The organism is Candidatus Accumulibacter propinquus, from assembly GCF_056856495.1.
In genome coordinates this window covers 516,703-530,093 of the sequence record NZ_JBSEHC010000003.1, presented here as the reverse complement: position 1 = coordinate 530,093, position 13,391 = coordinate 516,703, and the positions used below count along the sequence as shown (strand labels likewise).

Here is a 13,391-nt window from a genome sequence, read left to right as displayed (position 1 = left end):
CGATCCCGCTAAGCGAGCTTGCCGGATCAGCGCAGTCGTTCTTTGGGGTCGAAACGGACGATCGCCCGCCCGTCGGCGGTTTTTTTCGGTGGCGTCTTCCAGGCGTGTCCGTACACCACTTCGACGGTTGCCGGCAGGCGGCCGTCGTTGAGCAATCGCTCATACGCGGTCCGCGCCTCGGTCCATGCCGAACGTCCCATCAGGCCATGCCGACGCGCCCGCATCGCGCATGCGGAACCGCTCTGGCGCAGGTCGGTGAGCAGGTCGTCAAAACTGGCATAAGTCATGGTCAGCACCTCCGCGTCCATCACCGGATCGGCGAAGCCGCAGGCGACGAGCATGTCGCCGTAGTCGTGCATGTCGGTAAAGCGCTGGGTATGCAGGTAGCCATCGCCAAAACTGGCGCGCAGTTCCTTCAGGGTGTCCGGGCCGAAGGTCGAGAACATCAGCAGCCCGTCGATTTCGAGCAGTCGATACGCCTCGCGGAAACCCTGCAGCGGATCGTCGAGCCAGTGCAGCAACAGGTTCGACCACAGCAGACCGATCGACTGCGGCTTGAAGGGCAAGGCTGCCGCGTCCGCCGCCAGCAGCGCCGGCCGCCTGCCGGGCAGAAACGGCAACAGCCAGCGCAAGCGCGAGCGCTGTTTCTGCCCGATGCGCAGCATGGCCTCGCTGAGGTCGACGCCGATCACCGCAGCCTTCGGATAGCGTTCGTGCAGAGCGGTGAGACTGGCGCCAGTGCCGCAGCCGAGATCGAGAACACGCTGCGGTTCGAGGCGCACGTAATCCAGCCGTTCCAGCATGCGCCGGCCGACTTCGCGCTGCAGAACCGCGACCTGATCGTAGGTCGCGGCCGCGCGCGCAAAATTCCGTCGCACCTGGCGCTGGTCGAGGAATTGCGCGGCAGTCTTCATAGACGATCAGTAGAGTGTTCCAGCCAAACCCTTAACACTCGCGGTGAAAGCGATGGATCGCCGGGGTGGCTGGCCTGTCTGCTCGCGACGCGCTCAGGCCGAACAGCCTGGCTCCGGGCATTGCACGGCAACCAGCGACTAGATCGGCCGCAGCCCGAGTTTCTCGAACAGCGCTTCGTCACGGTCGGCTTCCGGGTTACCGGTGGTCAACAGTTTGTCGCCGTAGAAGATCGAGTTGGCGCCAGCCAGAAAACACAGCGCCTGAACTTCTTCGGGCATCGCCTGGCGCCCCGCGGAGAGCCGTACGAAACTCGTCGGCATGGTGATGCGCGCGGCAGCAATGGTGCGCACGAACTCGAAATTGTCGATTGGCGCTACGTTGGCCAGCGGCGTACCGGGAATGGGTACCAGATTGTTGATGGGTACCGATTCCGGCGGCGGGTTGAGGTTGGCGAGCTGCGCGATCAGCGCTGCGCGGTTCCGGCGTCCCTCGCCCATGCCGATGATGCCGCCGGAACAGACCTTGATTCCGGCCTCGCGCACCTGCCCCAGCGTATCGACGCGGTCGGCGTGCTGGTGGGTGGTGATCACCTGCCCATAGAAGGAGGCATCGGTATCGAGGTTGTGGTTGTAGTAGTCGAGTCCCGCTTCCTTGAGTTCGCTGGCCTGGCCTTCCTTGAGCATGCCCAGGGTGACGCAGGTCTGCAGCCCCAGGCCCTTGACGGCGCGAATCATTTCGCTCACTTTCGCCAGGTCCTTGTCCTTGGGACCACGCCAGGCCGCGCCCATGCAGAAGCGCGAGGCGCCCTTGTCCTTGGCGGCCTGCGCCGCGGCGACCACTTCGTCGAGCGGCAGCAAGGCTTCGCGTTCAGTGTCGGTGCTGTAACGGGCAGACTGCGAGCAGTAGCCGCAGTCTTCGGAACAGCCGCCGGTCTTGACCGAGAGCAGCGTCGAGCGTTGAATCTCGTTGGCGTCGAAATGCTCGCGGTGCACCTGCTGCGCACGAAAGATCAGATCCATCAGCGGCAACTGATAGAGCTTTTCGACTTCGGCGACGGTCCAGCGGGCGGCTTGGCCCGCTGCGGCGGTATCGGGGGTGAGCGCGGCGGCTTGAGGGATTGCGTTCATGAGTTGTAGACCTGAGAGTTACCGTGAACGTCGCGTCGGCGACTCACGAAGATGAATCTCCCTTCTTCCGGATGCGGGAGAAGGGTCGGGTTGAGCGGGACGGGTATGACCTGTATGCTCGAGGGGGCTGGCAAAGTCGTGTCTGCTGGAATAATGTAAGGTCCGTCATCACGGATTCTTGACGAGCACTGCACGGGTGTCAATCTTAACTCAAAGCGCCGCATTGGTCCGCAGATCGTGCGCACGACTGCTGGCGCAGGACTGCCTGCTGTGCGGCGCTGAAAGCGGCAATAATCTGCTCTGCCCGGCCTGCGAGAACGACTTGCCGCGACTCGCGACGGCACGCTGTCCACGCTGCGCGCTGCCGACGCCCGGTGGCGAAGTCTGCGGCCGTTGTCTCGCGAGGTTGCCGCATTACGACGCCACCCTGGCCGTTTTTCGTTATGGTTTTCCGATCGACAAGCTGGTTCAGTCGTTCAAGTATGGACATCGCCTGGCGCTCGGCAGCTACTTCGGTCGGCAGCTCGCCGCACAGACTGGGCGCTGCGCGGCGGACCTGCTCATCCCCATGCCGCTGCATCCCCAGCGCCTGCGCGAGCGTGGCTTCAACCAGGCGCTCGAACTGGCACGCCCGGTCGGCAAGGCCTGGCGCATGCCCGTCGACGTACGCAGTTGTTGCCGAATCCGCCATACCGCCGCCCAGGCCGACCTTCCCTGGCGCGAAAGGGCCGGGAACGTTCGCGGAGCCTTCGCTTGCGCGGCGGATTTCACCGGCAGGCGGCTGATCCTGATCGACGACGTGATGACCACCGGCGCGTCCCTCAACGAATTGGCACGCACCGTCAAATTGCATGGTGCAGCCGAGGTCACGCTGCTGGTGCTGGCCCGCGCCTTGCCGCCGTGATCTCCAGGAACGATCGGCGAACGCCGGCAATGCGGCAGCGGGTCGGCGGCGCCACGACTCAAAGATGTTCGAACTCGGCGATGTCCGCGTTCGGGTGGTTTGCCGAAGAGGCGAAGGAGATGATGCCGCTGCCGCGCAGCACGAACTCCTCGTGCCTCAGAAACAGTTCGCGCTCGCCGCTGACGGTGATGAAAGTCCCGTTGGTACTGAGATCGCGCAGCACGAAGTGCTCGCCACGCCGTTCGATGCGTGCGTGGTGGCGCGACGCGCGGCGATCACGAACGTTGATATCGCACGCCGCATCACGTCCCATGACCAGTGTCGGCCGTTGCCTGTCGAGCAGTTTCACGTCCCCGCCATAACGTACGCAAAGTCGCAGGTCGCGCTCCGGGGCCGGCCTTGGCGGTATCACCACCGGCGCTGCCGCAGCTCTCGGTTCCAGCCAGGGCACTTCGAAAACCTGTGTTTTCGTCGGCAGCTCATGGGTGTCCAGGTGCTGCAGGTGGCGGGTCGACGATTGCAGATGCGGCGACAACAAGGCCCGCGCTTCGCCGCTGGTCAGCACCTGTCCGGCGACCGCCAGTTCGGCCAGGCACTCGGCGGTATTGACGCAGTCGCCAAGGAACTCGCCCCCCTGCTCGAACACCGTGCCGTGCTGAAAACCGATCCGGATGGCGAGTTGCATGCCTGAAACAGGCGGCAGGTCGGCGATGCGCCGCTGCATGGCGATGGTTGCCTGGCAGGCATCGTTGGCGTTCGCGAAGATTGCCGTGAGGTCATCGCGGCGGCTCCGCACAACACGACCGTGGAAACCGTCAATGCCGCGCAACATGCGTTTCATGCAACGATCGATGGCATGCAGCGCCTCGGCGCCGCCAAGCTTCTCGAACAGACGCGGAGTCTCATCAACGACGGCGACGACGACTGACAGCGTCCTTTCCTTGCTACTCATGAATGCCACTCTCCCGGCTGCCGGTTAGCGGCCAGCGCTGCGCTTCAGCAGGCGCGCTCGATCGTGTCATGCGCTTACCACCGGCAAAGGGAATGCTGCCGGTGCTGAAACAACATCGTCATGCGGCTGCGGGTCGAACACGGTATCGCCGCCAGCCATCGCCGTCAGATCCGCGTCCGGGCGCAAGCCCTTGAAGTCGAACAGGGCATGATCGGCCAGATGTGAGGGAATCACTTTCTGGAGCGCAGAAAACACCGAGAGCGTCCGTCCGGGGTAGCGTCGATCCCAGTCTCCCATCATTTCGCGAATCCTCTGGCGCTGCAGATTGTCCTGCGAGCCGCAGAGATTGCAGGGGATGATCGGGTACTCCATGGCGCGCGCGAAACGCGCGATGTCCGCTTCACTACAGTAGGCCAGGGGTCGGATCACCACGTGTGCGCCATCGTCGGTGACCAGTTTGGGCGGCATCGCCTTGAGTTGGCCGCCGAAGAACAGATTGAGAAACAACGTATGGACGATGTCGTCGCGATGATGGCCGAGGGCGATCTTGTTGGCGCCGACTTCCTTGGCAGTCCGATAAATGATGCCGCGCCGCAGACGGGAACACAGCGAGCAGGTGGTCTTGCCCTCCGGAATCTTGCTCTTGACGACACTGTAGGTGTCCTGTTCGACGATGCGGTACTCGACCCCGATGGCCGCCAGATAATTCGGCAGCACGTCAGCCGGGAAGCCCGGCTGCTTCTGATCGAGGTTCATGGCGATCAGACGGAAATTCACCGGCGCACGCTCGCGCAGTGCCATCAGTATCGACAGCAGCGTGTACGAGTCCTTGCCGCCGGAAAGGCAGACCAGGACGGTATCCCCGTGCGCGATCATGTGGTAGTCGGCGATCGCCTTGCCGACCTTGCCTTCAAGCCGCTTTCTGAGGCGCAGCAAGGTGTTTGACAGTTCCAAGGAATCCTCTCTGATGGCGTGACAGACTACAGATGCGCGGTACGGCCGCCATCGACGTTGATGACCTGGCCGGTAACGTAGGCCGCGTCCTCGAGCAGGTAGCGTACCGCGTGCGCGATGTCCTGCGGACAACCGGCTCGTTGCAACAAGGTATGCGCCAGGATCTCGGCGCGCGCGGCGCTGTCAAAGAGATCACTCTCCGGCCACAGGATCGGACCCGGCGCCACGGCGTTGACGCGTACCAGCGGTGCCAGTTCAATGGCCAGGGCCCGCGTCAGTCCGAGCAGGCCCGCCTTGGCGGCGCAATACAGGGGATAGCCGGCGAGCGGGCGTTCAGCATGAATGTCGGTGATGTTGACCACCGCGCCGCGGGAGGCCGCCAGGTGCGGCGCGGCCGCCTGCGTCAGAAACAGGGGGGCCTTGAGGTTGCTGTCGAGCAACTCGTTCCAGGCGGCCACGTCGATGCTGCCGAAAGGGGTCGGGAAGAAGCTGGAAGCGTTGTTCACCAGGGCGTCGAGGCGACCGAAACGGTCGATGGTCGCGGCGACCAACTGCGGCGAGGTTTCGACCTGCCGCAGGTCGGCCTGCAGGCAGGCCGCCGAAGACGGTCTTGCCAGATTCAGTTCGGCAACCAGAGCCACAGCCGCTTCCGACGCCAGATGGTAGTGCACCAGGATGTTGGCTCCGGTGGCATGCAGCACGCGCGCGATCGCACTGCCCACCCGTCTGGCAGCGCCGGTTACCAATATCGTTTTGCGGTTCATCTCCAGATCCAGGCCAGCACCAACAAGAATTTGATTTTAACGGATTCCTGCCACAGCCTTCGGAAAAAGCAGTCCTTTCGGGCGCCAGCGCGCTAAACTGCGAGGAATTCACGTGTAGGAATGGGAGATCGTTGATGAGCAACCTGGACAGACCACTCGACGCCGACGAACTGATCACTCTTGCCGAGCGAATCGCCCAACTGCCGGCAGCCGATGCCGAGTGGGTTGACATGCTGCTGCGGGAGTTGCTGCGCGCGCGCGCGCGCGAAGCGGAACTGCTTGCCGAACAAGCCAGCGTCCGGCACGAAACCGAGGCGCACAGCGGCGAACTCGACGACCAACTGGCGCAGGTCGCTCTCGACACCGCCGAGTGGTTGCGAACGTTGTGGAACGTCGGCTACATGGGGGCTGGCAGTTTCCGTTCGCAACCGCGCTCGGCCTTTCCGGCGATCGACCTCGAAGATGTCAGGAAGTCCTCGCTTTTCGCGCGCATTCGCCAGGGCAAACATGCCTTGCCATTCCCGCCGCCGACCCGGCAAGGCCTGCCCTGGCACGAACTGCTGGAGGACCCGGGGCAGCGGTCGCATCGCGTCGACGCCGAGGTCGTTCGCGAGGAAACGGGCCTGGCCTTCGGTGCGATCATCGAAGGCTGCGCCGAGTGGCAGGTGATGGAAGAGTGCGTCGAGAACAAGGAGTTCGTCGTGCAGCACCAGGGCAAGGGGCCGACCTATCGGCTGCGTCTGGGCGACGGCGCGACCGCTCGGTTGCGCCGCGAGCCACCACATACAACGCGCAAGATCCACCTGCAGGGGCACGGCGGTTTCCACAGCTACACCCTCGAATGGCCGGCCGATGGCGACGACGGGCGCACCCAGTACGTGCCTTTGCGCGCCGCGACCTGGACGCGCGCCGAATCCGAGGCCGAGCACTGGCTGGCGAGTACGCACCCGGAATTGTACGGACAGGTCCGCTTCGAAATCTGTGAACTCTGAAGCATGACCTGATCGGCATGCTGATCGCCCGAACCCCAGGCGCTCTGCCACTTCCGACGGCGGATGCCCTGGCCTGTAGTGCCGCGTTGTGTTCCCGAATCGTCGCCGAAATCGACGCGGCCGGCGGCTGGATCGGTTTCGATCGCTTCATGGACTTCGCGCTCTACACGCCCGGCATGGGCTATTACGCGGGTGGGGCACACAAGTTCGGCGCTGCCGGCGATTTTCTGACCGCGCCGGAACTTTCTGATGTCTTCGCTCAGGCGCTCGGCGCTCAGGTCGCGCAGCTACTCGCGCTCGGCGCACCGCAGATCATCGAGGTCGGCGCCGGCAGCGGGCAACTCGCCGCCGACCTGTTGCTCGAACTCGAACGACGCGACCGGCTGCCTGAACGCTACTGCATTCTCGAACTGTCCGGCGAATTGCGCGCGCGCCAGCACGCAACGCTGAGCACGCGCGTTCCGCAGTTCCTCCCGCTCCTCCGCTGGCTTGAGTGCTTGCCCGAGGATTTCGACGGTCTGGTATTGGCCAACGAAGTCCTCGACGCGATGCCGGTGCACCTTGTGGTGTGGAATGGGGAAGGCATTGCCGAGCGGGGAGTGGCCGTTGACAGCGGGCAGTTCACCTGGCGCGATCGTCCGGCCGGCGGGCGCTTGCGTGAACGCGCACAGGCGCTGGCCGCCGCATGCGCGATCGCGCCGGGTTATCTCAGCGAAATTTCGCTGCTCGCTCCAGCCTGGATTGCACAATGGGCAGCGATCCTGCGGCGTGGTGCGCTGTTGTTGATCGACTACGGTTTCCCGCGGCACGAGTATTACCATCCGCAGCGCGACGCCGGGACGTTGATGTGCCACTATCGCCAGCATGCGCACGGCGAGCCCTTCTACCTGCCGGGCCTGCAGGACATTACCGCGCATGTCGATTTCACGGCCATCGTCGAAGCCGGCTGCGAGGCCGGACTTGAGTTGTTGGGCTACAGCACGCAGGCGAGCTTTCTTTTCAACTGCGGGCTGACCGAGATCCTGGCCCGCACGCCGGCGAGCGAACCGCTGCGCTACCTGCCGCTGGCGAGCGCCGTTCAGAAGCTGATCTCACCTGCAGAAATGGGCGAACTCTTCAAGGTCATCGCCCTGGGCAAAGGCATCAGCGAACCCCTGCTGGGTTTCGCGAACGGAGACCGCAGCGCGACCTTATGAACCTGGTCCGCCGCACATCCTCCTTGGTCAACGCCGGACCAGTCAGCCCGAAAGCCTCACCGCTGCGTTGACGACAGCCCGGCCCGCACCGCCGCGACACGCGCCGCGTGCACCCGTGCGGCAATGCCGGCTCGGTCGTCGCAGGCGCGCGCAATCGCTGCGGCGTCGACCCCGCGCAGCAGCGCCAGGGCCTGACGGAAAAGCGCCGGTGAACGATAGGGCACGTCCTGCCAGCCGCGACGACCATGAAAGTCGCAGGCACAAGCCGCGAGGAGTTGTTCGAAGCGGGCAGGTCGGCGCAAGGCGTCGGTGGCTTCGAGAAGCCTGACGATGGTTGCCGGAGCCAGTTCCGGTCCGCGATGGATGTCGCCATGGTAGCGTGCCACCAGCAGGGCCAGATCGCGGCAGTCGACCGGGACCTTGAAGCGTGCGCAGACTGCGCCGACCAGGTCGACACTGCGGGCCTCATGCCCCGGATGCCGTGGCAGATCGGTAGCGGGCGTCGTGCCTTTGCCGAGATCGTGGAGCAGCGCCGCGAAGCGAACCGGCAGCGCGCAGCCGCGCTGCGCCGACTGGTCGACGACCATCATCACATGCACCCCGGTGTCCACCTCGGGATGGTAGTCGGCGCGCTGTGGAACGCCGAAAAGGCGATCGAGTTCGGGGAGCAGGCGGGCCAGTGCCCCGCATTCACGCAGGATGGCGAACATCCGTGAAGGGCAGGCTTCCAACAGACCCTTGGCCAGTTCCTGCCAGACGCGTTCGGCAACCAGGTGGTCGAGTTCGCCGCCGGCGACCATCGCCTGCATCAGTGCCAGGGTTTCCGGTGCGACGCTGAAATCGACCAGACGCGCGGCAAAACGGGCGACACGCAGCACGCGCACCGGGTCTTCGCCGAAGGCCGGACCAACATGCCGCAGGACGCGCGCTGCCAGATCGTCGACACCGCGGTAGGGATCGATCAGCGATCCATCGGCGGCGCGGGCGATGGCGTTGATCGTCAGGTCACGGCGCGCCAGATCCTCTTCGAGGCTGACTTCCGGCGCGGCATGAAAGGCAAAGCCCTTGTAGCCATGGCCGGTCTTGCGCTCGGTACGTGCCAGCGCATATTCCTCATGCGACGTCGGGTGCAGGAACACCGGGAAATCCTTGCCAACCGGCTTGAAGCCAAGCGCCCGCATTTCTTCGGGCGAGGCACCGACCACGACATGGTCGCGATCCTGCACCGGCAGGCCGAGCAACTCGTCGCGAATCGCGCCGCCCACCGTGAAGATCTGCATGTTGGCTGTAGCCGGTGCCTAGGACGTTTCGGCGAGCGCCCCGGCCTGCCATTCGGCCATCGCCGGCAAGGTCAGCATGCTTTGCAGCCAGGCTTGCGAAGCCGGCGGCACACCGACACCGTAGGTGAGAAAACGCCACACCACCGGGGCATACATGGCATCGGCAATCGAGAAAGCGCCGAACAGAAAGGGTCCGGACGTTGCAAAGCGACTGCGACAAGCCTCCCAGATGGCCACGATGCGCCGGATGTCGGCACAGACTGCCGGGCTTCGCGGCTGGCCCGGCCGGCTGGCGCGAACATCCATCGGCATCTCCTGGCGCAGTGGCAGGAATCCCGAATGCATCTCGGCGCAGAGCGCGCGGGCCTCGGCTCGCTGGGCCTGCGCGGCGGGCCACAACGCGGGCGCGAGCTCGGCGAGGTATTCGCAGATCGCCAGCGAGTCCCAGATCAGCAGACGTTTGCCACCTTGCTCGTCGATCAGACAAGGCACTTTGCCCGATGGCGAATACTGGAGAATTTCTTCCTTGGTGCTGCTTCGGTCCAGGCGAATCGCGACCTCGGTGAACGGCAGTCCCGCCTGCCTGGCGGTCAGCCAGGGCCGCAGGGACCACGAAGAAAAGTTGCGATCGCCGATGACGAGCGTCAGCATGAGCATGCTCTCCCGGTCATTCGCTCAGCGACCGGCCCGGTAGCGATAGCGGTCAAGGCGAGGCTGTGGCATTTCGATCGACGAAAGATAACCTGGCGCCACCGCCTCGAGTGACGTCGGATGCCAGCCGGGATAGTTGCGCGCACCGTCGCAGACGCTGTCGACTTCCATCGAACGCAGATTGTCGGGTGACAGCGGCGGATTCGGCAACAGCCACAGCAGGCCGGCCTGCAGGTAGGCCCAGCCGCCGGTGCCCAGGTCGATGATCCGGGGCGATTTGCCGACCAGGCGAGCGGTGTATTCGACCATCTCACGCAAGGTATAGACCTTGGGGCCACAGAGGTCGTAAGTCTTTCCGAAAGTGGTACTGTCGCCCAGGCAATTGACGAAAGCCCTGGCGACATCGCCGACATAGACCGGCTGGAAGCGCGCCTCGCCGGCGCCCAGCGGCAGGACGGGGAAGAGCCTGATCAGCTTGGCGAAGGTGTTGAGAAAGGCGTCATCCGGACCGAAGATCACCGAGGGACGGAAGACCGTGACCGCCAGGTCATCGGCAGCCGCGTCGATGCAGGCTTCGCCCTCGCCTTTCGAACAGAGGTATTCGGAAGGCGCGTTGATCGCCGCCTTGAGCGCGCTCATGTGCACCAGGCGGCTGACGCCGCTTGCCTTCATCGCGGCGACGATCTTGCGTGGCAGATCGACATGCGCTGCAGCGAAACCCTTGCCGTAAGGCAGCCGCGAATCGCTGTCGTGCAGTATGCCGACCAGGTTGATCACCGCGTCCTGCCCCTGCATCAACTTGACGAGCGTCTGCGGATCCTGAACGTCGGCCTCGACCATGTCCACCGTCGGCAGCATGATCAGCTTCTTGGTATTGTCGCGATGGCGGGTCGGTATCGTCACCCGGACGCCGCGTTCCGAAAGGCGGCTGGCAATCCAACCGCCGACAAAACCACTACCGCCGATCAACAACACTTTCTCGAGTTCCATGGCGTCCTACCGGTGAAGTAAATGTTTGAAACCGTAATTTTAAGGCAAATCCTCACCCTTGACCTCGCCGCCGCTACGCGCAGCGATGACACCCAGGCGGTTCTTGAGGGTTTGCGGCTTGCCGTCGAAGAGGGCCGAGTAATACAGCGAATTGCTCATCACCTTCTTCACGTAGTCCCGTGTTTCGCTGAAGGGGATGGTTTCCGCATAGATGGCGCCTTCCAGCGGGCGATCGGCACGCCACTTGCGTGCCCGACCCGGTCCGGCGTTGTAGGCCGCCGAGGCCAGCACCGGGTGGTTGTCGAGGCTTTCGAGGACCAGGCGCATGTAGGTGGTGCCGAGCAGGAGATTGGTTTCGGTATCGTTGACCCGGGCCTGGTTGAAATCCTTGAGACCGATCTTGTTGGCCACCCACTTGGCCGTGGCGGGCATCAGTTGCATCAGGCCGGAAGCACCGACGTGCGATCTGGCGCTGGTGATGAAGCGACTCTCCTGGCGCATCAGGCCGTAAACCCAGGCATCATCCAGAGCCTGGCTGCGCGCTGCCGGTCGCACCTGGTCGCTGTACGGTGCGAGATAACGCATCGAATAGTCGTGTTCACTACGGGTGCGGTCGGCCGCGGCAATCGCGCGGTCGTAATTGCCCGAGCGCAGGGCGATTTCCGATGCTGCCAGGAGTTCACGGTCGCTCATTCGCCGCAGGGCCCAAGTCCACTCCCTGACGCCTTCCGTACGCAGGTTCAGGCGAAAGAAGGCCAATGCGCGCTGCACGCCCGGACTGGCACTGATCTGCAGCAGTTCCTCCCGGCTTGGTGGTGCCGCCTTGGGCGGTGTGCTGGTCGGCCGTCCGAGTTCGTCGTTGGCCAGATTGCCATAGAAATCGGGCTGTCCGGCGATCTTCGCGAAGAGCGCGTTGGCCTCTTCCAGTCGGCCGCCAGCGCGGTACGCGCGCCCCAGCCAGTAGGTCCAGGCCGGCTGCGCGGCGAGCGCCGGCGGCATTCTTTCGATCGTCGCCCGGACGCTGCCCCAGTCGTTCGCCCGCAGGGCGGCGCGTACCTTCCACTCCGCCACCTCGTCGGACAAGGGCGCGTCGCCGGCCTGGCGGTACCACTCCATGGCCTCCGGCATGTGCCGCTGCGCCGCCTGCCAGCCGACCTGACTCCACGCCCAGGCCTTTTCGCCGGCGTTCAGCGCCGGCGCGATTCTTGACAGTTGCTCGGCAGCCACGCGCGGGTCGTTGCGCGCGATGCGCTGGATCGCCAGCACCGCCAGTTCGCGCTGCATACGACTGGCCGAGAGGTCGCCCGGCAGCCTGCTCAGCCAGGGCAGGGGGGTGTCGATGACCGTCTGCGCCAGTTTCTTGTCCGGCGTCTGGCTAGCCGGGAGATAATTCATGCTGTACAGCGCGGCGGCCATCTTGTTGGCTTCGAACTGGCGGCGAATGCGCGCCCAGACGGCATCGGCCAGCACGCGCTTCTCGACGATCAGCGCTTCGAGTACGGGGTAGCAGGGCTCGGGTGGTTCGAGCAGGGTCGCCCAAAGTGGCAAGGCGTCGTCGAGCGCCCGCGCATCGCCCTGTGCCCGTCGGCTCTGCAGTGCATAACAGGCCATTTCCTGATCGGGTTGCGCGAGTCGTGGATACTCGGCGTCAAACAGCGTCCATTGCTGCTTCCGGCCCTGTTGCCGTAGCCAGTCAAGGCGCAGCTTCTCGGCCACGTAGGTGTTTTCATGACGGGTCAGGAAGGCGCCGACTGTGGCCGGGTCGCTGTCCTTCAGGTCGAGGAGCAAACGCCAGTACTCGACGTAGGCTTCAAGCTCATAGCCCTGGAGTGCCGCCGCCATGCGCTCCAGTTTCGCCCGGTCGCCGGCGCGGACCGCGTCACGCGCTGCCAGGAATTGCTCGTCGCTGCTCAGTGCCAAAGCCGCGGTCGGGACCAGAAACAGTTGCAGGAGGAGCGGGAGGGCCAGGAGGAGCGTATGGCGGAGCTTCATGGTAAGCTGAATTTCTCGAAAAACACCGATTTTGAGCATATCACATGGCTGTCGGGTTGACGCTTGGAATGAGCGTCGAAGTTCTGGACGAAGAAATCCTTGCCAACCGGCGAGCATTGCGCCAGGCGCTGCTCGAGCGCCGACGGGCCATGCCCAGAGATCAATGGATGCGCCATTCGACCCGGATCTGTGAGCTTCTGCAGGTCGGCTTTCCGCAGTTGACGGCGATGCGGGTGGGTTTCTGCTGGCCGCTGCACCAGGAGCCGGACCTCAGGCCGCTGATCGACGACTGGCTGCAGGAGGGCCGCGCCGGTTTCAACGCGTTGCTGCCCGTGGTCATCGATACGCGGCAGGCGCTCGCCTTTCGCAGCTGGTCGCCAGACACCGCGATGACCGTCGACCGGCATGGCATTCCAGCGCCCGCAGCGGGCGATTTCCTGTTGCCGCAGGCGCTGCTGATCCCGGTGAATGGCTTCGATGCCGCAGGTTACCGCATCGGCTACGGCGGCGGCTACTTCGACCGCACGCTGGCTTCGCTGCGCCCGCGTCCGCTGGCCATCGGCGTCGGTTTCGAAATCGCCCGGCTGGCGTCGATCCGTCCCGAGCCGCATGACCAGGTGCTCGATGCGGTGGTTACCGAAGCCGGTATCTTCCGGCCTGTCCGGTGAGGGTCT

General features: G+C 64.5%; 13 protein-coding genes. 4 read left to right on the top strand and 9 right to left on the bottom strand.

What is annotated here, in order from left to right:
- Nucleotides 1–26: 26 nt before the first annotated feature.
- Entirely contained in the window at nt 27–914 is an 888-nt protein-coding gene (bioC, locus tag AC15MQ_RS08560; protein ID WP_350497067.1) for a malonyl-ACP O-methyltransferase BioC, read from the bottom strand.
- Nucleotides 915–1,052: 138 nt separating this feature from the next.
- On the bottom strand, nt 1,053–2,042 hold the full coding sequence (gene bioB, locus AC15MQ_RS08555) for a biotin synthase BioB (RefSeq protein WP_287667755.1): 990 nt from the start codon (nt 2,040–2,042) through the stop codon (nt 1,053–1,055).
- 223 nt (nt 2,043–2,265) lie between these two features.
- Here bioB and AC15MQ_RS08550 point away from each other — a divergent pair, with 223 nt between their 5' ends.
- Nucleotides 2,266–2,946 carry a double zinc ribbon domain-containing protein gene (locus AC15MQ_RS08550; protein WP_483079886.1) on the top strand — a complete coding sequence of 227 codons (681 nt, stop codon included), beginning with the start codon at nt 2,266–2,268 and terminating at the stop codon, nt 2,944–2,946.
- A gap of 58 nt (nt 2,947–3,004) precedes the next feature.
- Here the strand turns inward: AC15MQ_RS08550 and AC15MQ_RS08545 are convergent, their stop codons facing one another.
- The 3 genes from AC15MQ_RS08545 to AC15MQ_RS08535 form a co-directional block, all read right to left on the bottom strand.
- On the bottom strand, nt 3,005–3,898 hold the full coding sequence (locus tag AC15MQ_RS08545; protein WP_483079885.1) for an FHA domain-containing protein: 894 nt from the start codon (nt 3,896–3,898) through the stop codon (nt 3,005–3,007).
- A gap of 66 nt (nt 3,899–3,964) precedes the next feature.
- Entirely contained in the window at nt 3,965–4,852 is an 888-nt protein-coding gene (gene ttcA / locus AC15MQ_RS08540; RefSeq protein WP_483079884.1) for a tRNA 2-thiocytidine(32) synthetase TtcA, read from the bottom strand.
- Between the two features lie 26 nt (nt 4,853–4,878).
- Nucleotides 4,879–5,616, bottom strand: a complete 738-nt coding sequence (locus AC15MQ_RS08535) for a pteridine reductase (protein ID WP_483079883.1) — start codon at nt 5,614–5,616, stop codon at nt 4,879–4,881.
- Between the two features lie 134 nt (nt 5,617–5,750).
- Between AC15MQ_RS08535 and AC15MQ_RS08530 the strand changes: the two genes are divergently transcribed.
- Both AC15MQ_RS08530 and AC15MQ_RS08525 read left to right on the top strand, forming a co-directional pair.
- Nucleotides 5,751–6,608, top strand: coding sequence for a hypothetical protein (locus tag AC15MQ_RS08530; protein WP_287654900.1), 858 nt, complete (start codon nt 5,751–5,753; stop codon nt 6,606–6,608).
- A gap of 17 nt (nt 6,609–6,625) precedes the next feature.
- Entirely contained in the window at nt 6,626–7,804 is a 1,179-nt protein-coding gene (locus tag AC15MQ_RS08525; protein WP_483079882.1) for a class I SAM-dependent methyltransferase, read from the top strand.
- Between the two features lie 56 nt (nt 7,805–7,860).
- Here the strand turns inward: AC15MQ_RS08525 and AC15MQ_RS08520 are convergent, their stop codons facing one another.
- Genes AC15MQ_RS08520 through AC15MQ_RS08505 form a run of 4 tightly spaced genes read right to left on the bottom strand, consistent with a single transcriptional unit; the run spans nt 7,861 to nt 12,717 of the window.
- Nucleotides 7,861–9,084, bottom strand: a complete 1,224-nt coding sequence (locus AC15MQ_RS08520; protein WP_350497061.1) for a multifunctional CCA addition/repair protein — start codon at nt 9,082–9,084, stop codon at nt 7,861–7,863.
- Nucleotides 9,085–9,102: 18 nt separating this feature from the next.
- Nucleotides 9,103–9,741, bottom strand: a complete 639-nt coding sequence (locus tag AC15MQ_RS08515; RefSeq protein WP_483079881.1) for a glutathione S-transferase family protein — start codon at nt 9,739–9,741, stop codon at nt 9,103–9,105.
- A gap of 18 nt (nt 9,742–9,759) precedes the next feature.
- Entirely contained in the window at nt 9,760–10,725 is a 966-nt protein-coding gene (locus tag AC15MQ_RS08510) for a complex I NDUFA9 subunit family protein (protein ID WP_483079880.1), read from the bottom strand.
- Between the two features lie 39 nt (nt 10,726–10,764).
- A complete protein-coding gene (locus AC15MQ_RS08505; protein ID WP_483079879.1) occupies nt 10,765–12,717 on the bottom strand; it encodes a lytic transglycosylase domain-containing protein in 1,953 nt (650 codons plus the stop codon).
- Between the two features lie 68 nt (nt 12,718–12,785).
- Here AC15MQ_RS08505 and AC15MQ_RS08500 point away from each other — a divergent pair, with 68 nt between their 5' ends.
- Entirely contained in the window at nt 12,786–13,385 is a 600-nt protein-coding gene (locus AC15MQ_RS08500) for a 5-formyltetrahydrofolate cyclo-ligase (protein WP_483079878.1), read from the top strand.
- Nucleotides 13,386–13,391: the final 6 nt, after the last annotated feature.